This is a genomic window from Actinomycetota bacterium, assembly GCA_005888325.1.
GTDB lineage: Bacteria > Actinomycetota > Acidimicrobiia > Acidimicrobiales > AC-14 > AC-14.
The window spans coordinates 17,087-41,526 of sequence record VAWU01000014.1 but is presented as its reverse complement, the minus strand read 5'-3'; the positions used below and the strand labels follow the sequence as shown (position 1 = coordinate 41,526).

The window sequence follows — 24,440 nt, the reverse complement described above, 5'->3', positions numbered from 1 at the left end:
GGTACCGACGATCGTTGCGCCTTCCCGTGATCCCCGCAGCGGAGGTCGTCGCTCAGATCGGGCGCACGTCAGACGTCGTCGCCGCGTTGTCCCGCGCGTAGAGCCACGCCTCGGCCACCGAGCCCAGCGCCTCGACGAGCGCGGCCGTCGGGCGGGTTTCGTGGGGGTGTTCGTCCCAGTAGGGTCCCAGGCCGCGCACCCGCGGTGGGAGCTCGAGCTGCACCCCGCCGTGTCGAGGTCGGTTCACGGGGTTGTCGGGGTGCGTGCCACGCAACGCGCGCGGAATCGCCGACAGATCGTCCACGACCTCGTAGCCGGGGAGCGCCGCCTCCACCCGCCGGCGGAGGTCGCCCGCGAGCGCGCGGTTGCTCCCGCCCGCGAGCAGCGTCGTCCACCATCCCACGCGTCCGTAGCCGTGCAGCGCGACCGCGACCTCGACGTGGTCGAGGAACCGGGACAGCGCGTCCGAGGCTTCCGGGTCGACGTCGGCCGAGGGAATGTGCCAGCGCAGCTCGGCGGGCTGGAGCACTGCGTACAACGAGGCGCCGGCGCTCGCGGCTGCGGCGCGCGCGATCGTGTCGGTTTCCTCTTCGAGCGAGCCTCCGTGGAACGCGAGGAAGCCGAACGCCGAGCGCAGCTCCAGCACCTCCTCCACGCCCGGTTGGCGCAACAGCTCGGCGAACACCCCCACGACCCTAGGTGCACGCGCCGCGCAATGCGCGACGGCCGCTGAGCCCGGAGACGGGGTCTCGGGCAGGTACAGTTCGCCCGTGACGACGCTGCAGACCACCTTCACCGAGGAGGAGCTGCTCACCAGCCTGCCGGTGGCCGAGCCCCTCGTCGCCGGAGGCGTGCGGTGCCACGGTGGCTTCGACGACGACGGCACCTATGTGTCGCCCCGCACCGCCAACCGTTGGCCGGCCATCCGCGCGTGGCAGGAGCAGCACGCCCGGGAGTTCGCGACACCGCTCCTCGACGTCGGCCTCGACACGTGGCCGGGCGCCTACCCCAACGTCGCCCAGGCCCGCTTCCTCATCGAGCACGGTGTCGACCGACCCATCATCGACACGCTCACGCGCATCGGCACGGTGGAGGGCTTCGGATCGATGATCCGCCACTCGGTGATCCCCGATCTCCAGCGCTGCTTCGTGGAAGACGTGCGGGGTACCGCGATGCACCACCTCGACAGGGGCCTCTACGAAGCCCATGCGCGCGACGAAGCCGGTTACGGAGCCGAGGGTGGGCACAGGCAGATGTGGTTCGCGGCTCGCGACATCGCGTTCGAGCGGCCCACCACCGAGGACGAGACCGAGCGCATGCTGCAGCGTCTCGGCATCACGATGGGAGGAGGCGGCACGACGGCGCCGCCGCGCCTGCTCCCCGACGACATCGCGATCGAGCTCGAGCTGCTCATCGAGCGCATGGTGCGCCTGCTGCTGATCGAGGTCTCGGCGTACCACACGTTCGCCTGGGCCGAGGAGCTGCTCGGGGATGGCGAGCTCGTGGCGGGAGACGGTGAGGCCGCGAGGCTCGTGTCGTACGTCCGTACCGACGAGAGCCCGCACGTCGAATACCTGCGGACGACGCTGTCGGAGATGCGCGACCGCACGTTCGTCGGGGAGTCGGGCCGCGTCTACGAAGGCGCCGAGCTCATCGGCCGCCTCTGGGACCGCGCCCTGTCTGAGTCACTCGGCCCGCGTCGGAAGCTGATGAAGCAGACGAGCGCCGCCGAGGTGGAGCGTGCCGTCCGCGCCCGCCCAGACGCCGGCGACCTGCTCGACGAGTTCCACCGGCTCGAATCCTGAGCCGGCGACACTCCGCAGGACGACGCCGAGTCAGAGAACACCGTGCCGGCGATCGGCCGGCGCCTCGCCGTCCCACGACCAGCGGGGCGCGTCGGCCCACAGCCGCTCGAGGTCGTAGTAACGACGCACCTCGTCGAGGAAGACGTGCACCACGAAGTCGCCGAAGTCGATCAGCACCCACTGCGCCTCACCGATCCCCTCGACGCGCAGCGGTCTCGGCCCACCCACCGCCTTCACCTGCGCCTCGACCTCCTCGGCGATGGTGAGCACCTGGCGGCGGTTGGTGCCGTGGGTGATCACGAACGCGTCGGTGATGGCCAGCACGGCCGCGACGTCGAGGACGATGGTGTCGCTTCCCCCCTTGGTGGCTGCCCCCTGCGCGGCCGCCCTCACCCACTCACGAATCGGATCCAGTGCCTGCTCTCCCGTCATCCCGCCAACGCGCTCGTCCGCTGCGACCACTGCCCCTTGAAAGCCCTGTCCCTCGAAGCCCTATCCCTTGAAATCGCTGCCCACCACCACGGTCACGTCGACGACGTCGAGCGGCTGCCGGCTCCGCACGAGCTTGCCCACTCCGAGCGCCCGCTGCACGCGCGTTGCCGCCGCCTGTTGCTCGCGACGGTAGAACACCACCTGCGTCTCGCGGTACGAGAAGCTCTTGGCGTTGGCCGTCACCACGATTCGGAACCCGGCCGGCAGGAGGCGCTGGGCCACCTGCTGGGCCTCGGCCACGACACCGGTGCCGTTCAGGAGCTGCACCCGCGTGCGGCCCTCGGCCCCCAGCGCCACCTTGCGCGGGAGCGCGACCTCGAGCAGGGCGTCGAGCTCGCTTTGGCGCACTCGGTACACCTGGTCGCCCCCTCCGCCATCGAGCGCCTCCACCGGCAGCGTGGCGTACTGCACCGACCCCTTCGCGAGCGCCGCGATGGCAGGGGTCACATCCTCGAGACCGGGCAGACGCGGCAGGAGCGCAGGGTCGGCGTGGAGGCGCGCGAGCCAGGCCTTCCAGAACGCGTGGTGGCGAACGAGGCGCGCCAGGTCGTTCTGCTGTCCGCGCTCGGCGAGGAAGCGAGGCACGTCGCCGGGGAGCAGATCGGTGTCGCCGACGGGCCAGAGCACGTTGACGAGACCGGAAGGCTCGACCTGCTCGACCTGTGAGTCCACATGCACGCGGAGCGGGCCGGCCGCGACGAGCGCAGTCAGCGACGCATCGTCGATCACGTCGATGTGCTCGAGGTTGACCCCGAGCAGGTTCTCGAGCGCGGCGCGCAACAGTGGCGCGCCCCCGAGCTGGAACGACCTGCCCACCGCGTCGAGCCCGTACGAGGGCAGCTCGGTCATCGTGCCCGGCGGCACCAAGATCAGGTGGCCGTCGGAGCCGGAGCCGGGCGCGAGCACTGACACCGCGGTGATCGCACCGGCCGCGTCGCGCTGGGCCAGCACCGCAGGAAGCAGGCCGCGAGCGGTCGTGGGCGTGGGCTTGACGGCCGAGGCGTCATGCGCGTCGCCGGACCGGCCCGACCGGATGAACGTCACCAGGCCGACGACGAGCACGGCTGACAGGGCGATCCTGGACGCGATGCGCGCCTGTTGACGCCGGCGGGCGCGCCTGCGCTCCCGCCGCCGGCGCGCACGTTCGGTGGAGGGGGATGGTGTGGCGTGAGGCTCGACCGCGTCAGGTGCGAGTTCGGTCGGAGACGCCGTCGTCATTCGCGGCCAGCGTACAGACCGCGCTCGCGGATCAAGCGGACAGCCGGAGCGGGCACGAGACCGTCGAGGGGTCGACCGGCGACCGCTCGGGCCCGCAACTCGGTGCTCGACAACTCGAGACACGGGACGTCGACGGGTGTGACGCGCCACTCCGGTCCGAGGTCGGGCACCTCGACCCCCTGACGGCGCCAGACCCCGAGCGTGGCCAGCTCTCGCACCTCGTCGACGCGCTTCCACGTGTGGAGCTCGTCCGCCACGTCCGCGCCGATGAGCAGCACCAGGTCCGCGCCGGGCCAGCGGGCCGCCAGCTCCGCGAGGGTGTCCGCGGTGTACGACTCACCGCCGCGGTCGAGCTCGATGCGGCTCGCCTCCAGCCCTTCGACGCCGTCGAGCGCGGCCGCCACCATCGCGAAGCGGTCCTCGGCGGACGTGACGTTTCGATCGCGCTTCTGCCACGGCACATTGGCCACGACGAACAGGACGCGATCGAGACGGAGGCGGTGTCGGGCCTCGGCTGCCGCGAAGATGTGGGCGACGTGCACGGGGTCGAACGTCCCCCCGAGCACCCCGACGCGGTCGGCTACTTGAGCTCCTCCAAGAGCTTGATGAGGTCGTCGGCGTGCTCCTCCTCGACCTCGAGGATCTGCTCGATCATCCGCCGTGTCGTCGTGTCGTTGTCGCCCAGCCAACGCACGATCTCGGAGTAGGACGCGATGGCGATGCGCTCCGCCACGAGGTCCTCTTTCACCATGTCGGGCAGGCTCGCGCCCTCCACGTACTCGGCGTGACTCCGCTTCGAGAGGATGTCGGGGTTGAAGTCGGGCTCGCCCCGCAGCTGCGTGATCCGCGTGGCTGCCATGTCCGCGTGCTGCTGCTCCTGCGTGGCGTGCTGGAGGAACTCGGCAGCCGCCGCGGTCGCGTTGAGCCCGGTTGCGGTGAAGTAGTGGCGCTTGTAGCGCAGGTAGCAGACGAGCTCCGTCGCGAGCACCTCGTTGAGCACGGCGATGACCCGCTCGCGGTCGGCGCCGTACGCCTCGGTGATCGGGCCGTCGTCGATGTGCTCGCGGGCCTGGCGGCGGAGGGTTTCGACATCGCTCAGGTGGCTCACGCCTGCACCCTACCGTCGCCGCGATGAGAATCGACAGCCGCTGCGGCGCCGCGGACGGAGTCGTTGGCGGCGACAATGCAGGAATCACTTTGAAAAGCGATCCCCGGCAGGCCACGCTTCTGGGCGTGGACTCCCCCCGTCGCATCCCGTGGAGCCCCTCTTCGTGGCGCGACCTCCCGGCCGGGCAACAACCCGAGTGGCCCGACGAGGGCGCCCTCGAACGAGCCCTCAAACGCATCTCCACCCTGCCGCCGCTGGTCTTCGCCGGCGAGGCCCGCTCGCTCACCGCCGCCCTCGGTGAGGTCGCCGGGGGGCGGGCATTCCTGCTCCAGGCGGGCGACTGCGCGGAGTCCTTCGACGGGTTCTCGGCCGACAGCATCCGCGACAAGCTCCGCGTCATCCTGCAGATGGCGGTCGTGCTCACCTACGGGACCGGCGTGCCGGTGGTGAAGGTGGGACGGATCGCCGGCCAGTTCGCCAAGCCGCGCTCTTCGCCCACGGAGACCGTCGGCGACCGGGTGCTGCCCGCGTTCCGCGGCCACATGGTGAACGACCTCGCGCCCACCGGTGAGGCGCGCGTCGCCGATCCCGAACGGATGGTGCAGGCGTACCACCAGTCGGCGTCGACGCTGAACCTGCTGCGCGCGTTCACCAAGGGCGGGTTCGCCGACCTCAACCAGGTCCACGCGTGGAACCAGCAGTTCGTGGCGAGCAGCAACGAGGGCCTGCGCTACGAGCGCACCGCGTCGGAGATCGAGCGCGCCCTTCGGTTCATGGCCGCGTGCGGCATCGACCTGGGCACCGAGGCCGCGCTCCACCAGGTCGACTTCTACACGAGCCACGAGGCGCTGCTGCTCACCTACGAGGAGGCGCTCACCCGTCGCGACTCGCTCACGGGCGACTGGTACGACTGCTCGGCCCACCTGCTCTGGGTGGGTGAGCGGACCCGTGCCCTCGATGGTGCACACGTGCACTTCCTCTCCGGCGTGATGAACCCGCTGGAGTGCAAGATCGGACCGACGGCCACACCCGACGACGCGGTCGAGTTGTGCGAACGTCTCAACCCCCACCGGATCCCGGGGCGCCTCACGCTCGTCACCCGGCTCGGCGCGAGCAACGTCGAGACGCGCCTCCCACCGCTCATCCGGGCGGTGCGCGAGGCCGGTCACCCGGTCGTGTGGGCGTGCGACCCGATGCACGGCAACACCTTCCAGAGCGAATCGGGCCACAAGACGCGCCACCTCGACGACGTCCTGGCCGAGATCCGCGGCTTTTTTTCAGCGCACCGGTCCGAGGGGACATGGCCGGGTGGCGTGCACGTCGAGTTGACCGGCGACGACGTCACGGAATGCCTCGGCGGGGCCGAGGAGATCCTCGACCACGACCTCGACGCCCGCTACACGACGATGTGCGACCCCCGGCTCAACGCCAGGCAGTCGCTCGACCTCGCGTTCCGGGTGGCCGAGCTCCTGCGCCTCGACTGAGCCACCGGACGTCCCGGTCCCCGGGGCCCGGCGGGGGCCGACGGTCGGCCCGCGGCCCGAAAGCACCAAAACTTGATCAGATTCGTCAGGAATGGTTGACTGGACACCTATGAGGGCGAGCCGAACGATGCTTCTCCGCCGTGACGGCGCCCCGTCGGTCACCGAGGGCATCACGCCCCACCTGGTTCGCGACGAGCTCAGTCGCGCCCGCTGACCGACCCCTCGACCCTCCCCTGCTTCCCCTCCGGCCGTCCCTGAAGGAGGCCCCCATGAGCCAGACGATCATCACTGAGGTCGGCCCCGGCGCCATCGACCCGGTCGCGCTCGCCGACATCGAGAAGTTCGAGCGGATGCTCGCCCTGTATCTCGACGGACAGCTCGACGAGGATCGCTTCCGCGTCTTCCGCCTCAACAACGGCATCTACGGACAACGGCAGGGCGGCCACAACCAGATGGTGCGCGTCAAGGTGCCGTACGGCTCCCTCACCCCGGAGCAGCTCGACATGTGCGGCCACCTCGCCGACAAGTACTCGCGCGGGTGGGGACACATCACGACCCGGCAGAACATCCAGTTCCACTTCGTCGATCTCGAGCGTGTCCCCGCGCTGCTGCGCGACATGGCCTCGGTGGGCCTGACGTCACGCGAGGCCTGCGGCGACACCGTGCGCAACGTGCAGGGGTGCCACCTGGCAGGTGCCTGCCCCTACGAGGTGCTCGACATCTCGCCGTGGGCCGAGGCCGCCTTCCGCCACTTCCTCCGAAACCCCTACGCGCAGCGCCTGCCGCGCAAGTTCAAGATCAACTTCTCCGGCTGCGTCACCGACTGCGGCCAGGCCATGTTCAACGACATCGGGGTCATCGCGGTCAACCGGCCACGCGTCGACGGCACGGTCGAGCCCGGGTTCCGCGTGTTCATCGCCGGTGGCCTCGGTGCCAACCCCCATGCCGCGCAGGCGCTCGAGGAGTTCACGCCGCGCGAGGAGCTGCTGCCCACGCTCGAGGCTGCGCTCCGCACGTTCGACCACTACGGCAACCGCGACAACAAGCTGCGCGCCCGCATGAAGTGGCTGCTCGACACGATGGGCATCGACGAGCTGCGCGAGCGGGTGCTCAAGGAGCGCAAGTTCCTCCTCGCCTCGAACAGCTGGCCGGGTGGCATCCCCGCGTACGTCGACGAGCACGGCGACGCGCCGGCAGGCGTGAGCACGGCCGTCGAGCCCACGGCCATGGGCTGGGGCACGCCGGTGAGCATCCAGCGGACCGACCCGTACGGTCGGTGGGACGACGCCAACGTGGTGCGCGGCACGGCCAAGGGCACGGTCTCGGCGTACGCCTACGCGCGGCTCGGCGACATCACGAGCGACCAGTTCCGCGCCCTCGCCTCGATCCAGCGTGAGCTCAGGGCCTCGGTGCGCGTCACCAACCGGCAGAACGTCGTCTTCCGAGACCTCACCGAGGAGCAGCTCCCCGTCCTGCACCGCCGCCTCGACACGATCGGCATGGCGGAACCGGGTGCCGAGCTGGCGCGCGACGTGGTGGCCTGCCCGGGCGCCGACACGTGCAACCTGGCCGTCACGCAGTCGCGCGGGCTGGCGTCCGACATCGGTCGGGCGCTTGAGGAGGCCGGGCTTGCCGAGGTGGGCGGCGTGCGCGTGAACATCTCGGGCTGCACCAACTCGTGCGGCCAGCACCACGTGGCCGACATCGGCTTCTGCGGCGCCGAGCGCCGGGCACACGGCCAGTCCGCTCCCGGCTATCAGATGCTCCTCGGAGGTCACGTGGGCCAGACCGAGGTGGCGTTCGGACAGCGCGCCCTGCGCCTGCCCGCCAAGAACTGCGCGGAGGCCACCGTGCGGGTGGTGGGTCGCTTCGCGGCCGAGCGGGTCGCCGGGCAGACGTTCACCGAATGGCTGGAGCACGCGGGTGGCGCCTCGTCGGTCGGGTCCGACCTGAAGGTGCTCGACGTCTTCCCGCCGCCCGACGAGCGGCCCGACTTCTACATCGACTTCGACGAGACCGGGCCCTTCAGCGCCGACGTCGGCGAGGGTGAGTGCGCGGCGACGTGACGATCGACCTCGACGCCGGTCTCACGGTGTGGTTCACCGGCCTGCCCTCGGCCGGCAAGACCACGATCGCGCGCGGCGTCGAGAAGCGGCTCCTCGACGAGGGCCGTCGGGTCGAGATCCTCGACGGCGACGTCGTACGCACCTACCTCACCAGGGACCTCGGCTACAGCCGGGCCGATCGCGACGAGAACATCCGCCGCATCGGCTTCGTGGCCCACCTCCTCTCCCGCAACGGCGTGGTGGTCCTGTGCTCGGTCGTGTCTCCGTACCGCGACGTGCGCGACGAGATGCGCGTCCTCCATGACGGCCGCTTCTTCGAGGTCTACGTGTCGACGCCCGTCGACGTCTGCTCTGACCGCGATGTAAAGGGCCTGTACGCGAAGCAGAAGGCAGGGGACCTCAGCGGCCTCACCGGGATCGACGATCCTTACGAGCCGCCGATCGACCCCGAGCTGGTGGTTCCCACCCACACCCAAACCCTCGAAGAGTCCGTGGAGGCGGTATGGCAAGCGCTGCATTCGTAGACGAGCGCGGCTCACTCGGCGACGACTACCTGGCGGAGCTGAACCAGCGCTTCGAGCCCCAGTCGGCCGCCGCCATCATCCGGTGGGCCGTCGACACCTTCCACCCCCACCTGTGCATGACCGCGTCGATGACCGACGCCGTGCTCATCGACCTGGCCGTGAAGGTGGAGCCGGCGATCGAGGTCGTGTTCATCGACACCGGCTACCACTTCCCCGAGACGCTCGAGACGATGGAGCGCGTGCGCCGGCACTACGGGCTCAACCTGCGCATCATGACCGTGCCGCCCCACGACGAAGAGCTCTGGAAGGTCGATCCCGAGAACTGCTGCTCGGCCATCAAGGTGGGCCAGCTCGACCGCGCCCTCGCCGGCAAGGAGGCATGGATGAGCGGACTGCGCCGAGCCGAGGCGCCGTCGCGCGCGGCCGCCCCGATCGTCGTGCGCGACCTGCGCGGCCTGGTGAAGATCAACCCCCTCGCCACGTGGTCCGACCTCGACGTGGCCGACTACGTCAGGGCCCACGACGTGCCGGTGAACCCGCTCGTCGAGCGCGGCTACCCGTCGATCGGGTGCTGGCCGTGCACGCAGCCGGTCTCCGAGGGCGACGACGCCCGCGCCGGGCGCTGGGCCGGCACGCAGAAGACGGAGTGCGGCCTGCACCTGTAAATGGCGGCGGGCCCCGCCTCCGCTTCGCTCTGTTGATGGCGGCGGGGCCCGCCTCCGCTTCGCTTCGGCACCCGCCGCGTCCGGCGGGGACCCCAACCCCGCCGGCCCGCCGCAGTCGCGTGGTGCCGTCCGGGCCCCGCGGCGTCCGGCGCGCCCAACCCGTAAGTTGCCGGGATGTTGCGCGTGATGACGTTGAACATCTGGAACGTGGGGCACTGGCGGGCCCGCCGCGATGAGATCGTGGCGTGGATCGAGCACGTCGAGCCCGACGTGCTGTGCCTCCAGGAGGTCGTCGCCCTCGAGGACGGTCGCAACCAGGCCGCCTGGCTGGCCGAGCGCACGCAGCGCCATTGGGTCGGTGCTCCCGGGCTCGACCTCGGCAACGGCGCCTGGTTCGGTGACGCCGTCCTCAGCCGCTGGCCCATCGACGGCCACGACATCACCCCGCTCCCCGCACTCGACCAGGACGACGAGGGACGGGTGCTGCTCCACGCGCGCACCCATGGCCTCGACGTCTTCTGCACCCACCTCAACTGGCAGTACCACCATGGCTACATCCGCGAGGCGCAGGTCCTGAAGGTCGTCGGAACCATCGAGGCGCAGGCGGATGCGACCTCACCGTTCCCGCCGATCCTGTGCGGCGACCTCAACGCCAACCCCGATTCCGACGAGATCCGCTTCCTGTGTGGGCTGGCCTCGCTGGAAGGGCGAAGCGCCTTCTTCCAGGAGGCCTGGCGGGTCGCGGGTGGCACCGGGCCCGGATACACGTGGGACAACCGCAACTCGTTCGCCGCGCTCGACCGCGAGCCCGACGGCCGGATCGACTACATCTTCGTCGGCTGGCGGCGCGACAGCGGCGCGGGACGGGTGGAGTCAGCGCGCGTCGTCTGCGACCGTTCGCTCACGGGCACCTTCGCCAGCGATCATTTCGGCGTCATGGCCGAGATCGCAGGGCCCGCTCCGTCCTGAGCGGGGCGGCGCCGGATCGTGACGATCGTGAGCGCGACAACGACGGCGATCAGCGTCCAAGTGCTCAGCGGCACCCACATGGCGAAGATGTCGTACCGCAACGCCTGCCAAGGGGTGACGACGCTGACGGCGTGGCCTATCATGCTCGGGTCGGGTACGTACGCGAGCGACACGACCGCGGCGATGGCCAGCGTGACGCCGGTGACCCACGAGCGGGGCGCGAGCGCGAGGAGCGGCAGGGCCCACACCGCGTACCACGGCACCACGTAGGCGCCGGCCAGGAGGTAGGCCAGGGTGGCGGCGCCCACGAGCACCGCCGGCGACCTCGCACGCATTCGGGGCGCGACGAGGAGCACGGCGAGACCCGCTACCGCGAGGTTCGCCCAGCGCGTGACCCGGCGCCGCGCGATCGCGCCGGCCACCTTCCCCGTTGCGCCGTCGCGGACGAGATCGAACGTCATGTCGCGCCGCGGCTTGTTCCAGATCGACGAGCGCGACACCTGGTGCTCGGCGTCACTGACCGGCTCGAGCGCGGTGCGCCCGCCCGCCAAGAGGTACGCGCCGACGACGAGCACCGCGGCGACGCCACCCGTGACCAGGGCGGCCCGCAACCCCTGCCGGCGCCAGAGCCAAACCAACAGCGCGGCGAGCGGCAGCATCATGACGATCTTCACCAACACCCCGAGCGCGACCGCGGCGCCGGTGAGGACGGGGCGACGCACCACCGCGAGCAGCACCCCGCCGAGCAGGGCCAACGCCACGAGCGCGTCGTTGTGCCCACCGTTGACCACCCCCACGATGACCATGGGGTTCACGCCGACCAGCAACCACACGATGGGGTCCTTCGTGCGCCGATCGACGAGCAGCAGCGCGGTCAGGACCGCCGCTGCGGCCAGGCCCTGGAAGAGCAGCCGCACTGCGAGCGCAGAGTCACCGGTGACGGCCGTGCCCGCCGCCGCGATGGCAATGAACCCGGGGCCGTAGAGCGAGCGCGTCCCGCGCCAGACACTGTCGACGCGTGGGTACAGCGGGTCGTCGTGCACCCGGGACGGCGGCGCCGCGTACGGGCTGATCCCGTGATGGCTCACCATGCGCCCGTACGTCGCGTAGAGCCAGAGGTCGTTCGACTGCACGGGTGGCACCACGACTGCGATCACGAGCAGCGCGCCGGTGGCGCCGATGAGGAGGCCCCGGGCCAGCGCCAACCGGTGCAGCTCCAGCACCACGAGCGTCCCCAGGCCTGCGAACGCAGCGGCCAGCAACAAGAGGTTGGGACGGTATGAGCCGCCCGCGCCCCGCAGGAGCACCGCCGCGGACGCCGACGTGACGGCCACGAGGAGGACCACGCGCAACGCGACCGCCGGGCCAGACGCCTTCCCCACCTCCAACCGCTCCGGCACCATCGCGACATGCAGCATGCCCGATGCGAGGTACCCCTATCCGGCGCGCTACGCGATGTGCTCGACGAACCGCTCGAGCTGCCGCAGGTTGCGGCACTCGAACACGCCGTCGCAGTGGATCCCGTACTCGGAGACGATCGAGTCGCCGGTGTCCCAATAGGAGCGGGGCTCCGGGTTGAGCCAGAAGACGTGGCGGGCGCGTCGCCGGAGCTCACCCACCACCCACGCCTGCGAGGCGTGGTAGTTGTTGCGCGCGTCGCCCAGGAGGATGACCGAGGTCTTCGGTGTTACCTCGTGACCCCAGCGGTTCCAGAACTCGGTGAACGCATGGCCGTAGTCGGAATGCCCGTCGACCCAGATGACGTCGGCCTCGGTGTTCACCCGGTGCACGGCCTCGTTGATGTCCTCCGTTGCCTCGAAGAAGCGCGTCACCTCGTCGATGCCATCGATGAAGACGAACGCGCGCACCTTGGAGAACTGCGACGAGATGGCGTACACGAAGTGCAGCGTGAACCGGGCGAACGCGGCCACGGACCCGGAGATGTCGGCGACCACGATGATCTCGGGCTTCGCCGGACGCGGGTAGCGAAACTTCGGCTCGGCAGGCACCCCGCCGTACGAGAGTGAGTGGCGCACCGTGCTGCGGAAGTCGAGTGGCCCCTTGCGGCCGTGCCGTCGCTTGCGCGCCAGCCGCACCGCGAGCTTGCGGGCCAGGGGCTGGATGGCGCGGCGCAGGGCGCCCATCTCCTCGCGGGTGGCGTGCATGAAGTCGACGTCCTCGGGAAGCGGCTTGCGGAGGGTGCGGGCCATCGCATCGACTCCGCGGTCGGCGACGAGCCGGCGACGGATCTCGGCTTCGATCTCCTGTCGCAGGTCGGCGATGCGCGATTCGAACTCGTCGCGCTCGAGTCGCGCCTCGAGCGACGTGAGCTCACCGCTGGCGTCGTCGCGCGCCGACTGCATCAGCCGCTCCAGCACTCCCTCGAGGTCGAGGTTCCGCAGCGTGCGGTACAGGTAGTACGTGCCACCCACCGGGCGACCGGGCTCCATGCCGGCGAAGCGGGTGACGGCCTGGCGTGCCAGCGCCCTCATCATGGCCTCGTCGGCGTTGGCCAGGGCCCGGTAGAGCATCTCAGCGAGCTGTTCGGGGGTGAGTGCCTCCATCCCGCCCCCGCCGCCCGCCTGCGGCATGCCCTCCTGGCGCTCACCGACCTGGCCGTTGCCCGACGCGTCGTCGTCCGCATCGATCCCGAACTCGGCCCCGCGCAACGCGAAGTACACCTCGAACACCGTCTCGAAGGTCTTCCAGTGCGCGTGGTTCTTCACCAACGTCGCCCCGAGCGCGTACTTGAACGCCTCCCGGTCCTCGATCGGGATGTGGCCCACGGCCTCCATCGCGTCGAGGTTCTCGGTGAGCGACACCGGCAATCCCGCGGCTCGGAGCTCCTGGATGAACCCGGCGAGGAGGTCGAGCATCAGCGGCTAACGATCTCGGGTCACCCCGCCGACAGCTCCTTCTCGGCCTTGACGATGTCGGTGCGGTACTTGAGCAGGATGTGGAGCGTGTCCTTGGCCTGCTCGGCGTCGATGCTGTCGATGCCGAGGAGGAGGAGGGTGCGGGCCCAGTCGAGCGTCTCCGACACCGACGGTGCCTTCTTGAGCTCGATCTGGCGGATCGAGCGCACGATGCGCGCGATCTGGTCGGCCAGGTTCTCGCTCACGCCGGGGACCTTGGTGAGGACGATCTCCTTCTCGCGCTCGAGGTCGGGGTAGTCGACGTGCAGGTAGAGGCACCGCCGCTTCAACGCTTCCGAGAGCTCGCGGGTGTTGTTCGACGTGAGGAACACAAGCGGGATCTGCGTGGCCGACACCGTGCCCAGCTCGGGCACCGAGACCTGATAGTCGGAGAGCACCTCGAGCAACAGCGCCTCGGTCTCGACCTCGACGCGGTCGACCTCATCGACGAGCAGCACCACCGGCTCGTCCGCGCGGATGGCCTCGAGCAGCGGGCGGGTGAGCAGGAACTCCTCGGAGAAGATGTCGTCCTCGATCTCGCTCCAGCCCGCGGCGTTGCGCTCGGCCTGGATGCGCAGGAGCTGCTTCTTGTAGTTCCACTCGTACAGCGCCTTCGACTCGTCGAGGCCCTCGTAGCACTGGAGGCGGATGAGGCGGGCGCCGGTCGCGAGGGCGACCGACTTGGCCAGCTCGGTCTTGCCCGTGCCGGCGGGCCCCTCCACCAGCACCGGCTTCTGCAACCGGTCGGCGAGATAGACGACGCCCGCGATGCCGTCATCGGCGAGGTAGTCCACGGAACGGAGACCCTCGCGCACGGTGGCGACGGACTCGAAGCGATGCTCGTTGGCTGACACTTAGGTGCGGACCTGGCCTTCCCCGGTGACGATGTACTTCACCGTCGTGAGCTCACGCAGACCCATCGGGCCACGGGCGTGCAGCTTCTGCGTGCTGATGCCGATCTCGGCACCGAACCCGAACTCCTCACCGTCGGTGAAGCGCGTCGACGCGTTGACGACGACCGCGGCGGCGTCGACCTCGCGCGTGAAACGCCGGGCCGACGCGAGGTCGCGCGTGACGATGGCCTCGGTGTGACCCGAGCCGTAGGTCCGGATGTGGTCGACGGCTGCGTCGAGCGAGGGCACGACCGCGACCGACAGCTTGAGGTCGAGGAACTCCCGGCCGAAGTCGTCGGCGGTGGCCTGGGCCATGCGGTCGGCGCCCACGATGGCGCGCGCCCGCGCGTCGCCCACCAGCTCGACGCCCTTCAGGGCGGGAACCAGGCGCGTCAGGAGCTCGTCGGCAACCGCTTCGTGGACCACGAGCGACTCGGCTGCGTTGCACACCGATGGCCGCTGCGTCTTTGCGTTGACGACGATGTCGAGCGCCATCTCGAGGTCGGCCGACGCGTCGACGTAGACGTGGCAGTTGCCGTCGCCGTCGATCACGTAGGGAACGGTGGCGTGCTCGAGGACGGCGGCGATGAGCGACGGGCCGCCTCGCGGGATGAGGCAGTCGATCGACTCGCGCAGCCGCATGAACTCGACGGCCGCCTCGTGACTCGTGTCGTCGACCAGTACGAGCGCGTCGTCGGGCAGACCCGCCTTCACGATCCCTTCGCGCACCACGCCTGCGATCGCGGTGTTGGAGCGAATCGCCGCCGACGACCCACGGAGGAACGCGGCGTTGCCCGACTTCAGACACAGGCCGAACGCATCGCTCGTCACGTTGGGACGGTTCTCGTAGATGATCGCCACGACCCCGAGCGGCACACGAAGCTTCTCGATCACCAGCCCGTTGGGCCGGGTCCAGCCTTCGACGATCTCCCCCACCGGGTCGGGCAGGGCCGCCACCTGGAGCAGGCCCGCAGCCATGCCTGCGATGCGCGCGTGCGACAGCCGGAGGCGATCGACGACGGTCGCCGACGTACCCTCCTGCTCGGCGTTGGCCACGTCGGCGAGGTTGGCCTCGAGGATCTCGGGCCCCCGCTCGACCAGCAGGTCGGCTGCGGCGGCGAGGGCCGCGTTCTTGCTCGCGGTCGACGCGAGCGCGAGGTGGCGCGACGCCTGCTTGGCCCGGGAACCCAACGCGGCGATCGACGTCACCCCCCGAGGTTACCCGGCGACTTGACCGTGCGGTCTAGTCGGTTTCGCTTGGGGCAGACTGGCGGCCCGTGCCCACGACATCGGATGACGCGCTCAAGGTGCCGGTCGACCGCTTCGTCGACGAGCTCGCACCCGTGCTCGCGCAGGTGGCCGGCCGCGTGTCGACCGTCAACGCGGCGACGCTGCAGCGCGACGTCGTGCTCGAGGCGTTCAACCTGGCGACCGCGTTCATCGACGTCGATGGTCTGCACACCGACGACGAGCTGCTCAACCTCCTCGTCGCGTTCGGGCCCCGGCTGGAGACGGTCTCGCAATGCAGGACGCTCGGCGACCGCGTCGCTCCGGACTGGTGGAGGACAAGAAGCACTTCCTCGAGTCACCGTCGACCCTCTTCGAGATCCTGGTCGGCATCGACAGTCGCGAGCTGAGCGCCCACGCGTGGCGCTACTACGAGTTGGCCGTGCGCATCGCGCACACGGTGGCGTCACTCGACGACCACGTCGCCCACTCCGAGCTCCAGGCGGTGGACAGCTACCGCACGATGCTGCTGCGCACGATCGAGCTGGCGGGCCTCCCGCGCCCCGGCCTCGACGGCGCGCACGCGCCCCCACGTCCGGTCCCGGCGACGCCGGCCGCCGCGGCACCGGCTCAGGCTCGCCCTCGTCGCGGCGTCGAGCCCGTCCTCGCCGAGCTCGACGCGCTCATCGGGCTGACCGCGGTGAAGGCCGAGGTGCGCCTGGTCGCCAACCTCCTGCAGATCCAACGGCTGCGCCGCAAGCGCAACCTGCCCGTTGCCGAGAGCAGCCGCCACCTCGTCTTCACCGGCAACCCCGGCACGGGCAAGACAACCGTCGCCCGGCTGCTCGCTGAGCTCTACTGGGAGCTCGAGGTGGTCACGAGGGGGCAACTGGTCGAGACCGACCGGGCCGGGCTCGTGGCGGGCTACGTCGGCCAGACGGCCATCAAGGTCACCGAGGTGTTCACGAGCGCGCTCGGTGGAGTGCTGTTGATCGACGAGGCCTACGCGCTCGCACAGGGGGGCGAAGGCGACTTCGGTCACGAAGCCATCGCCACGTTGGTGAAGCTGGTGGAGGACCACCGCGACGACGTCGTGGTGATCGCGGCGGGTTACCCCGACGAGATGGAGGTGCTCATCGCCTCGAACCCGGGGCTGCGCTCGCGCTTCCCGAAGACGATCCACTTCGCCGACTACACCGACGACGAGCTCGTGCAGATCTTCGCGAGCCTGTGTACGCAGAACCGGTACCAGTGCGACGACGCGGGACGCGCCAAGCTGAAGGCGCTCTTCGGTGCCCGAGCGCGGGAGCGGGGCTTCGGCAACGGACGTCTCGCCCGCAACCTGTTCGAGGACGCAGTTGCTCGTCAGGCCTCGCGCCTGGTGAAGCTCGACAACCCCACCGACGAGCAACTCGTGACGTTGACCGCCGACGACATCCCCCCGCCGTCGACGGGCTAACGGTCGACGATCGCCTCCCAGCCCGGCGGTGGCGGCTGGAGACGCCAGTACTGCTCGGGCACCGGCGCCTCGAGCTGGTCGGTGAGGCCCCAGTCCTGGAAGAGCGGCGGCAGCTGGCTCACGTAGCACGCGAGCGCGCGCAGCTTGCGCTCGCGGCTCGGGTCGACGGCGACGACCGCAGGTGTCGGCCACAGCTTGTGCCGGAACAAAGACGACACGCGCCACGCCAGCATCCCGGGAATGTGCTTGTAGCCGGCGTCCTCGTAGCAGAACCACGCCCAGTCGGGATGGCGTTCGACGGACACCCGCGTGGCGCGGTGGGTGAGAACGTGGTCGGGGTTGCCCAGGCCGAACGGAAAGAACACCGCGGTCGGATCGAGCTGGACCAGCGCGGCCTCGAGGGCGGGCGCGATGTCGTCCGCGTGGTACCGGGTCTCGGGCGGCACGTACTGGTGGTCGGAGAACTCGAGCCACACCGAGGTGGCGTCGAGCACCGCCAGCGCGTTGCGGTCCTCCTCCCGACGCGCCGCCACGACGTCGTCGCCGCTCCCGAAGCCACCGCTGGCATCCCAGTGCGTGACCTCCTCGGGATACGACTCCGGGCGTCCGCCGAGCACGGTGACCACCGTCGCCCCCGGGTGAGCCGAGAGCAGCTGGCCGCAACCGAGCACTGCGTCGTCGAAATGCGGCGAGACGATGACCAGGCGGCGCAGCTCCTCGGTGACCGGTCGCGCGAAGTCGCGCATGGGGTCTGCCATCTCTCCACGGTAGCCACCGGCCTACGCTCCCCCGCATGCGTCGAGCACTCGCCTTCGTCGTGGCCGCCGGCATGATCGCCGGCTCGCTCGTCGTGCGCGACCGCATCGACGAGCGCAACGCGCGGAAGCGAACGGTGCTCCGGCTCGCGTGCGTCACCGAGCTCGAGGATGTGTGCAACGGTCTGGCCGGCTCCCGCGACGTCCGCGTCGACGTCGTGGTGGAGCCCGCGGGCACGACCGCCGACCGCCTGCGCACGGCCAAGGTCGCCGACCTCGACGGCTGGCTGGTGACACCGCCGTGGCCGGAGGCGGTCGACGCGGCTCGACAGCGCGCCGGGCTCACCAAGCTGTTCGCGCCATCGGGTGCGCCCGTGGCTCGCTCACCGCTCGTGCTCCTCGTGCAGCGGCCGCGCGAGCAGGTGCTGCGCGCGGCATGCGGAAACGCGATCGGGTGGAAGTGCGTGGGCGAGGCCGCACCCAAGCGGTGGTCTGACATCGGCGGCATGCAGGCGTGGGGTCCGGTCAAGCCCTGGCATCCCGATCCGCGCGACGAGGCGGTGGGCCTGCTCGTGGCCGCGCAGGCGACCGCCGCCTACCTCGGGCGCACCGACGTGTCCACCGACGACCTCGACGACCCCGCGTACCTCGACTGGTTGAGCGGACTCGAGCTCGCCGTGCGGCGTACCCGGGGCTCGGTCACCGACATGCTCACGGCCCCGGCCCAGGTCGACGTCGTCGGCACGACCGAGGCCGATGCGGGACCGCAGATCGCCTCTGCCGAGGTCACCGAGAAGCCCGTGGTGCTCTACCCTCGGCCCGTGGCAACCGCAGACCTCCTGCTGGCCCCGCTCGCCGGCAGCCGGGTGACGGGCGTCCTGCGGAGCCTGGTCGGGGGCGAGGGCCGGCGGGTGCTCGCCAAGGCCGGATGGCGGGTCGAGGGCCAGGACCTCGCCCGCGGTGTGCAGGCGTCGGTGCCCCTGCCGGCCGGCAGCGGCCTCCCGTCGTCGGGCCTGCTCGCGGCGCTGCGCGCCTCGCTGGCGGAGATCCGGTGACGCGGCGCCGTCCGGCCACGCGACTCACGGTGCGCGTCGCACTCGTGGCCACGCTGCTGGCGGGGCTGGCCGCCGCGTGCGGGGGCAACGGCAAGGGCCGTGCGAGTGGAGGGCTCGACGACGTCCCGAAGGGTTGCGAGGCCGTCGACATGGCGGTGTCGCCCGAGAAGGTCACCCTGCTCACCGACCTCGCCCGCAGCTTCAACGACTCGGACGCGGCGAAGAAGGGGGGCTGCTCGGTCGTGCGCGTGCAGAAGGTGTCCTCCGGCGTGGGGATGCAGCTGCTCGCAAACGGCTGGCCCGACGCGCAGGCCAACGGACCGCGGCCGGTGGTGTGGTCGCCCGCGTCGAGCGCATGGGGAGCAATCCTCAATCAGAAGCGGCGCGACAAGAACCAGTCCGACCTCGCACCTCCCTCCAAGGCGTTCATGCGCACGCCCCTCGTGATCGCCATGCCGCGGCCGATGGCGCAGGCGCTGGGCTGGCCCGACACCCCGATCGGCTACGCCGACATCCTCTCCCTCGCGCAGAACCCCAACGGCTGGGGAGCCAAGGGCCATCCCGAATGGGGTCCATTCAAGCTCGGCAAGACCAACCCCAACTTCTCGACGAGCGCGCTGTCCGCGACGATCGCCCAGTACTACGCGGCAACGCAGAAGACGAGCGGCCTGTCGCTCGAGGACCTCGGTCAGCCGCAGGTCGACGCGTTCGCACGCGGTGTCGAGTCGTCCGTCGTGCACTACGGCGACATCACCCTCACGTTCCTCAACAACCTGTACCGCAGCGACCGGCGGGGCGCGTCGCTCACCTACGTGTCGGCAGTGGCCGTCGAGGAGAAGTCGGTCATCGACTACAACAGCGGCAATCCCGACGGGATCCTCGACCCCGGCGAGGTGCCGCGCAAGCCGCGCGTCCCGCTCGTCGCGGTCTACCCCAAGGAGGGGACGCTCTTCTCCGACAACCCGTTCATCGTCCTCGACGCGCCGTGGGTCTCCGCCCGGCAGAAGCAGGCGGCCCGCGCCTTCGAGGCGTTCGTGAAGCAGCCCGAGAACCAGCGTCGGGTCCTGAAGTTCGGGTTCCGACCCGGCAACCCGCAGGTGCGGGTCGGCGCGCCGATCGACCGGGCGAACGGTGTCGACGCCAACCAGCCTCAGAACGTGCTCGACGTGCCGGAGCCGCCGGTGCTCGTGCGGATCCTCGATCTCTGGGCGCAGCAGCGTAAGGCGGCGCGCGTGCAGCTCGTCATCGATGTGTCGGGGTCGATGGGCGAGCCCGCGGGCGGCGGGGGTGAGACGAAGCTCGACCTGGCCAAGCGGGCGGCGACGTCGGCGCTGAACGACTTCAAGGACGACGACCAGGTGGGCTTGCGCGTCTTCACAACCGGGATCCGCACGACCGAGCCGAGCGACTATCTCGACCTGGTGCCGATCGGGCGGATCGGCGACAACCGGGGCCAGATCGACGCGGCCATCCAGAGCCTCGAGCCCCAGCACGGCACACCGCTCTACACCGTCGCCCAGGCGTCGTACGACGCGCTCCGGCAGAGCTTCGACCCCACCCGCATCAACGCGGTGGTTCTCCTCACCGACGGCAAGAACGAGGACGACCGCAACCCCGACGTGAACAACCTGCTCACCCGCCTGCGCAACAGCAACGAGGGGGAGTCAACGCGTCCGGTACGCATCTTCACCATCGGCTACGGCAAGGACGCCGACCTGGGTGTGCTCCGGCGCATCGCCGAGGCCACCAACGCGGCGGCGTACGACGCGAGCGACCCGACGAGCATCAACCAGGTCTTCACGGCCGTGATCTCGAACTTCTGAGTAGATGCTCCCCCGCATCGACCGCAACCGCCCCCGGGCGATGGCCGACGCGATCACGTCGCCGTCGGCGGTGGTGCTGGCCGGCGTGGGGGCATCGGCCGCGATCCTGGCCGGCGTACCCGTGCTCGCCGCGGCCGCGGTGGGCGCCGCGGCGTGGGCGGCCCGCGTGGCCATCGCCCTCCCTCGCAAACAGCGGGAGGAGCCGATCGACCCGCGCAGGCTGCGCGACCCGTGGCGGGGCTTGGTTCGCTCGGCCCAGGGCGCCCACGAACGCTTCGAGCGCGCGGTGCGCGCGACGCAGGCGGGCCCTGTGCGCGACCGGCTAGCCGACGTGGCCGGTCGTGTCGCCGTGGGCGTGCGCGAGTGCTGGGGCATCGCGAAGCGGGGCAACGCCCTCGACGAGGCGCTGGGTGAGCTCGACCTGGCGGCGATCCAGGCCGAGCTCGACGGCGTGCGCGCGGAGTTGGGCCGGGGCGCGGCGCGACCCGACCTGCAGGAGACGGCCGCCGCGCTGCAGGCTCAGCTCGACTCGGGAATGCGGCTGCGGTCGGTGGCCCAGGGCGCGCTCGACCGCCTCCGCCGCCTCGACGCCCAGCTCGACGAGGCCGTCGCCCGCGCCATCGAGCTGTCGCTCAACGCGTCCGACAGCAGCGCGGTGCGGCCCCTGGGCAACGACGTCGACACCGTTGTAGGTGAGCTCGAGTCGTTACGGCTGGGGCTCGAGGAATCGTCTCAGCTCGGACAGGCCCGTCCGATGCCCCCACCGTCGACCGGCGTCTAGCATCCCTTTCATGTTCAAGACTCTCAGGCGCTGGTGGAAGTACATCGGGGCCAAGCTCAACATGTCGCTCAGCGAGCGGGCCGACCCGAAGGTGCAGCTCGAGCAGGCGATCATGGAGGCACAGGACCAGCACCGGCGGCTCACCGAGCAGGCGGCCAACGTCATCGCCAATCAGAAGCAGGCGGAGATGCGCCTGAACCGGTCGATGGAGGAGCTGGAGAAGGTCAACCGCTCTGCCCGTCAGGCCGTGCTCATGGCCGACGACGCCACCAAGTCGAACGACGAGAAGAAGGCGCTCGAGTACTCGCAGGCCGCCGAGTCGTTCGCCAACCGGCTCATCACGGTGGAGAAGGAGGTCGAGTCGCTGAAGTCGTTGGTCGTGCAGTCGACGCAAGCGGCCGATCAGGCCAAGGCCGCGGTCGCCTCCAACTCGGTGGCGCTGCAACGCAAGCTGTCGGAGCGTCAGAAGCTGCTGAGCCAGCTCGACCAGGCCAAGATGCAAGAGCAGGTCAACAGTGCGATGGCGTCGCTCAACGAGGCGGTGGGCCAGGACGTGCCCACCCTTGAGGAGGTGCGCCTGAAGATCGAGGGTCGCTACGCCAAGGCCCTCGGGCACTCCGAGCTGGCGGGCCAGTCCGTCGAGAACCGCATGCTCGAGGTGGAGCAGGCCTCCATGCACAACGAGGCCCAGGCCCGCCTGGCCGAGATCCGCTCGCAGCTGGGGCTCACCGCGGCCCCCGAGCCCGAGCCGGCCACCGCTCCGCTCGAGCAGAAGACGCCCGACGAGGGCGCCGCGGGCACCGCCGCGTCACCGTCGCCCTAGTCGTCTCGCCGGCAGGCGGATCGCTCAGGGGAGCATCACGAGGTCGTCGCGGTGCACGACCTCGTGCGGCAACCCCTCCGCCAGGTCCGCGGTTCGACGCCCGGCCACCTCCTTGAGGCTCCGGGCTCCGTAACGCACGAGGCCCTTGGCGAACACCCTCCCGCTCGTATCGGCCACCTCGACGGCCGCGTCGGCCCCGAAGTCCCCCTGCACGTCGATCACGCCGGCGGGCAGCAACGACGTTCGCCGTTCGGTCAGCGCGCGGCGGGCGCCCTCGTCGACCACGACCGTGCCCGACGCGGCCACCGCGAACGCGATCCACAGCTTGCGCGCCGACAAGCGGGTGTCGCGGGGGCGCACGACCGTCCCGACGCCGGGCTCGCCTTCCACCGCACCGGCCAGGACGCCCGGGCGATCGGCAGCCGCGATGACCGCGCGCACTCCCGACCAGGCCGCGATCTTCGCGGCCGCCAGCTTCGACGCCATGCCACCGCTCCCGCGGACGGAGCCCGAGGTGCCCGCGATGCGCTCGAGCTCGTGGTCGATCTCGACGATCTCCTCGATGAGCGACGCGTCATCGTCGAAGCGCGGGTCCGCGGTGAGCACGCCGGGCGTGTCGGTCAACAGCACGAGCAGGTCGGCCGACACCAGGTGGGCGACGAGGGCGGCCAGTCGGTCGTTGTCGCCGAAGCGGATCTCGTCGTCGGCGACCGCGTCGTTCTCGTTGACCACCGGCACCACGCCGAGGTCGAGCAACCGGCGCAACGTACCCCGCGCGTGCAGGTACTGCGAGCGGTGCACGAAGTCGAGCGGGGCGAGGAGCACCTGGCCGCCGACGAGCCCGTGGCGGGCGAGGATGTCGTCGTAGACGCGCATCAGGCGGCTCTGCCCCACCGCCGACACGGCCTGCAGGGTGTTCACGTCCGTGGGACGGGCGCCGCTGAGCCCGAGCGCGGGCAGGCCGGCGGCGATGGCGCCCGACGTGACGATGACCACGCGGTGGTCCTGGCCGCGCAGAACCGCGACCTCGGCGCAGAACTTGTCGACCGCGGCATGGGAGATCTCGCCCTGCGCGTCGGTCACCGACGAGGACCCCACCTTGGCGACGACGATCACGGCTCGTACTCGAACGACATGGCGCCGATGCGGACGAGGTCGCCCTCCTGGGCACCGGCCCGGGCGAGCGCGCGGTCGACACCGATGCGGCGCAGCCGGTCGTGCACGTATGCCAGCGCGTCGGCATTGGTGAGGTCGGTGACGGCGACGGCGCGCTCCGCCGGCCGGCCCAGGACGACGAACGCCCCGTCGTCGCTGCGCTCGACGCGCACGCCCTCCTGCTCGGGCCGGTGGACGATGAACGCCTCTGAAGCGGGCTGCGCGGCGCGAGCCTGTGCGACCAGCTCGGCCAGCCGGCCGAGCAGCTCGTTCACGCCCGCACCCGTGACGGCGGAGACGCGCAGGTGCGCGTACTCGAGCTGGGCCACGTCGGCCTTCGTGCCGACGACCATCCGCGGCCGCTCGAGGAGCTCGGGGCGGTAACGACCCAGCTCCCGAAGCAACACGTCGCACTGCTCCGCGGGCGGCCGGGCGTCGGCCGGCGCCAGGTCGAGCAGAACCAGTAGCACGCGCGCCCGCTCGATGTGGCGCAGGAACTGGTGGCCCAGGCCCCGGCCCTCGCTCGCGCCCTCGATGAGGCCGGGGATGTCGGCCACCACGAAGTCGTGTTCGTCGTAGCGCACCACGCCGAGGTGGGGCTCGAGCGTGGTGAACGGGTAGTCGGCCACCTTCGGCTTGGCGGCGGAGATCCGCGAGATCAACGTGCTCTTCCCCGCGTTGGGGAAGCCGACGAGCGCGACGTCGGCCATGAGCTTGAGCTCGAGCCGCAACCAGCGCCCTTCGCCGTGCTCGCCCTGCTCCGCGAACGACGGCGCCTTGCGCCGGTTGCTGAGGAAGCTGGCGTTGCCGCGCCCTCCCCGGCCACCGCGTGCGGCCAACCAGCGGTCGCCCTGGCTCACCAGGTCGGCGAGCACCCCGCCGTCGGTGTCGCGCACGACCGTGCCCTCCGGCACGTGGACGACCAGGTCGGGCCCGTTCGTGCCGTGACGCTTCCCGCCCCCGCCATGGGTGGCGTTGGTCGCGCGGCGGTGCGGATGGTCGCGGAACATGTAGAGCGACGCGACGTTGCGGTCGGCGCACAGCCACACGTCGCCCCCCTTGCCTCCGTCGCCTCCGTCGGGACCGCCTCGCGGCACATGGGCCTCTCTGCGGAACGACACCGCGCCGGCCCCGCCGTCGCCCCCACGCACATTGACTGCGGCTTCGTCGACGAACCCGGACACGCCGCGAAGGATAGGGCGGCCGAACATCGGCGCCCGGCG

Annotated in this window: 24 protein-coding genes; 12 read left to right on the top strand and 12 right to left on the bottom strand. The window is 70.8% G+C overall.

Features of this window, described 5'->3' with window-relative positions:
- Positions 1-52 precede the first annotated feature (52 nt).
- The gene (locus E6G06_03155; protein ID TML93215.1) at positions 53-886 is read right to left on the bottom strand and encodes a hypothetical protein; all 834 of its coding nucleotides are present in this window, start codon (positions 884-886) and stop codon (positions 53-55) included.
- Here E6G06_03155 and E6G06_03150 point away from each other — a divergent pair.
- The gene (locus E6G06_03150) at positions 825-1,805 is read left to right on the top strand and encodes a hypothetical protein (GenBank protein ID TML93214.1); all 981 of its coding nucleotides are present in this window, start codon (positions 825-827) and stop codon (positions 1,803-1,805) included. The genes E6G06_03155 and E6G06_03150 overlap by 62 nt on opposite strands.
- A gap of 30 nt (positions 1,806-1,835) precedes the next feature.
- Here the strand turns inward: E6G06_03150 and rsfS are convergent, their stop codons facing one another.
- Genes rsfS through E6G06_03130 form a run of 4 tightly spaced genes read right to left on the bottom strand, consistent with a single transcriptional unit; the run spans position 1,836 to position 4,623 of the window.
- Positions 1,836-2,237 (bottom strand): ribosome silencing factor, encoded by a 402-nt coding sequence (gene rsfS, locus E6G06_03145; GenBank protein TML93213.1) that lies wholly within the window; start codon positions 2,235-2,237, stop codon positions 1,836-1,838.
- Positions 2,238-2,297: 60 nt separating this feature from the next.
- Positions 2,298-3,515 (bottom strand): LytR family transcriptional regulator, encoded by a 1,218-nt coding sequence (locus E6G06_03140; protein ID TML93212.1) that lies wholly within the window; start codon positions 3,513-3,515, stop codon positions 2,298-2,300.
- The gene (gene nadD, locus E6G06_03135; protein TML93211.1) at positions 3,512-4,204 is read right to left on the bottom strand and encodes a nicotinate (nicotinamide) nucleotide adenylyltransferase; all 693 of its coding nucleotides are present in this window, start codon (positions 4,202-4,204) and stop codon (positions 3,512-3,514) included. The genes E6G06_03140 and nadD overlap by 4 nt, the downstream gene beginning before the upstream one ends.
- Positions 4,096-4,623 (bottom strand): bacterioferritin, encoded by a 528-nt coding sequence (locus E6G06_03130; GenBank protein TML93210.1) that lies wholly within the window; start codon positions 4,621-4,623, stop codon positions 4,096-4,098. The genes nadD and E6G06_03130 overlap by 109 nt, the downstream gene beginning before the upstream one ends.
- Before the next feature lie 23 nt (positions 4,624-4,646).
- Here E6G06_03130 and E6G06_03125 point away from each other — a divergent pair, with 23 nt between their 5' ends.
- From E6G06_03125 to E6G06_03105, 5 genes are all read left to right on the top strand, one after another.
- Positions 4,647-6,107 carry a 3-deoxy-7-phosphoheptulonate synthase class II gene (locus E6G06_03125; protein ID TML93209.1) on the top strand — a complete coding sequence of 487 codons (1,461 nt, stop codon included), beginning with the start codon at positions 4,647-4,649 and terminating at the stop codon, positions 6,105-6,107.
- Positions 6,108-6,376: 269 nt separating this feature from the next.
- Entirely contained in the window at positions 6,377-8,173 is a 1,797-nt protein-coding gene (locus tag E6G06_03120; protein ID TML93208.1) for a nitrite/sulfite reductase, read from the top strand.
- Positions 8,170-8,697, top strand: a complete 528-nt coding sequence (gene cysC / locus E6G06_03115) for an adenylyl-sulfate kinase (protein ID TML93250.1) — start codon at positions 8,170-8,172, stop codon at positions 8,695-8,697. Before E6G06_03120 ends, cysC begins: the two co-directional genes overlap by 4 nt.
- Positions 8,676-9,362 (top strand): phosphoadenylyl-sulfate reductase, encoded by a 687-nt coding sequence (locus E6G06_03110; protein ID TML93207.1) that lies wholly within the window; start codon positions 8,676-8,678, stop codon positions 9,360-9,362. Before cysC ends, E6G06_03110 begins: the two co-directional genes overlap by 22 nt.
- A 174-nt stretch (positions 9,363-9,536) precedes the next feature.
- A complete protein-coding gene (locus tag E6G06_03105; protein ID TML93206.1) occupies positions 9,537-10,331 on the top strand; it encodes a hypothetical protein in 795 nt (264 codons plus the stop codon).
- Here E6G06_03105 and E6G06_03100 read toward each other — a convergent pair.
- Genes E6G06_03100 through E6G06_03085 form a run of 4 tightly spaced genes read right to left on the bottom strand, consistent with a single transcriptional unit; the run spans position 10,286 to position 15,348 of the window.
- Complete coding sequence (locus tag E6G06_03100) at positions 10,286-11,749, bottom strand: DUF2029 domain-containing protein (protein ID TML93205.1); 1,464 nt, start codon at positions 11,747-11,749, stop codon at positions 10,286-10,288. The genes E6G06_03105 and E6G06_03100 overlap by 46 nt on opposite strands.
- A gap of 30 nt (positions 11,750-11,779) precedes the next feature.
- Positions 11,780-13,207, bottom strand: a complete 1,428-nt coding sequence (locus E6G06_03095) for a VWA domain-containing protein (GenBank protein TML93204.1) — start codon at positions 13,205-13,207, stop codon at positions 11,780-11,782.
- 20 nt (positions 13,208-13,227) lie between these two features.
- Complete coding sequence (locus E6G06_03090; protein ID TML93203.1) at positions 13,228-14,100, bottom strand: MoxR family ATPase; 873 nt, start codon at positions 14,098-14,100, stop codon at positions 13,228-13,230.
- On the bottom strand, positions 14,101-15,348 hold the full coding sequence (locus E6G06_03085; GenBank protein ID TML93202.1) for a glutamate-5-semialdehyde dehydrogenase: 1,248 nt from the start codon (positions 15,346-15,348) through the stop codon (positions 14,101-14,103).
- Positions 15,349-15,416: 68 nt separating this feature from the next.
- On the opposite strand from E6G06_03085, the gene E6G06_03080 reads away from it, so the two are divergent.
- Together E6G06_03080 and E6G06_03075 are read left to right on the top strand one after the other, a co-directional pair.
- A complete protein-coding gene (locus tag E6G06_03080; protein ID TML93201.1) occupies positions 15,417-15,776 on the top strand; it encodes a hypothetical protein in 360 nt (119 codons plus the stop codon).
- Complete coding sequence (locus E6G06_03075) at positions 15,662-16,825, top strand: AAA family ATPase (GenBank protein TML93200.1); 1,164 nt, start codon at positions 15,662-15,664, stop codon at positions 16,823-16,825. The genes E6G06_03080 and E6G06_03075 overlap by 115 nt, the downstream gene beginning before the upstream one ends.
- Here the strand turns inward: E6G06_03075 and E6G06_03070 are convergent.
- Complete coding sequence (locus tag E6G06_03070; protein ID TML93199.1) at positions 16,822-17,583, bottom strand: PIG-L family deacetylase; 762 nt, start codon at positions 17,581-17,583, stop codon at positions 16,822-16,824. The genes E6G06_03075 and E6G06_03070 overlap by 4 nt on opposite strands.
- A 35-nt stretch (positions 17,584-17,618) precedes the next feature.
- On the opposite strand from E6G06_03070, the gene E6G06_03065 reads away from it, so the two are divergent.
- The 4 genes from E6G06_03065 to E6G06_03050 are packed head-to-tail and all read left to right on the top strand — an operon-like array spanning position 17,619 to position 22,062.
- Positions 17,619-18,635 (top strand): hypothetical protein, encoded by a 1,017-nt coding sequence (locus E6G06_03065; GenBank protein TML93198.1) that lies wholly within the window; start codon positions 17,619-17,621, stop codon positions 18,633-18,635.
- Positions 18,509-20,458: a VWA domain-containing protein gene (locus tag E6G06_03060; GenBank protein TML93197.1), complete on the top strand. Its 1,950-nt coding sequence runs from the start codon at positions 18,509-18,511 to the stop codon at positions 20,456-20,458. Before E6G06_03065 ends, E6G06_03060 begins: the two co-directional genes overlap by 127 nt.
- Before the next feature lie 4 nt (positions 20,459-20,462).
- Positions 20,463-21,239: a hypothetical protein gene (locus E6G06_03055; protein TML93196.1), complete on the top strand. Its 777-nt coding sequence runs from the start codon at positions 20,463-20,465 to the stop codon at positions 21,237-21,239.
- 10 nt (positions 21,240-21,249) lie between these two features.
- Positions 21,250-22,062: a PspA/IM30 family protein gene (locus E6G06_03050; protein ID TML93195.1), complete on the top strand. Its 813-nt coding sequence runs from the start codon at positions 21,250-21,252 to the stop codon at positions 22,060-22,062.
- A gap of 24 nt (positions 22,063-22,086) precedes the next feature.
- Here E6G06_03050 and proB read toward each other — a convergent pair whose 3' ends face one another.
- Together proB and obgE are read right to left on the bottom strand one after the other, a co-directional pair.
- Positions 22,087-23,178, bottom strand: a complete 1,092-nt coding sequence (gene proB / locus E6G06_03045) for a glutamate 5-kinase (GenBank protein TML93194.1) — start codon at positions 23,176-23,178, stop codon at positions 22,087-22,089.
- Positions 23,175-24,401: a GTPase ObgE gene (obgE, locus tag E6G06_03040; GenBank protein ID TML93193.1), complete on the bottom strand. Its 1,227-nt coding sequence runs from the start codon at positions 24,399-24,401 to the stop codon at positions 23,175-23,177. The genes proB and obgE overlap by 4 nt, the downstream gene beginning before the upstream one ends.
- Positions 24,402-24,440: the final 39 nt, after the last annotated feature.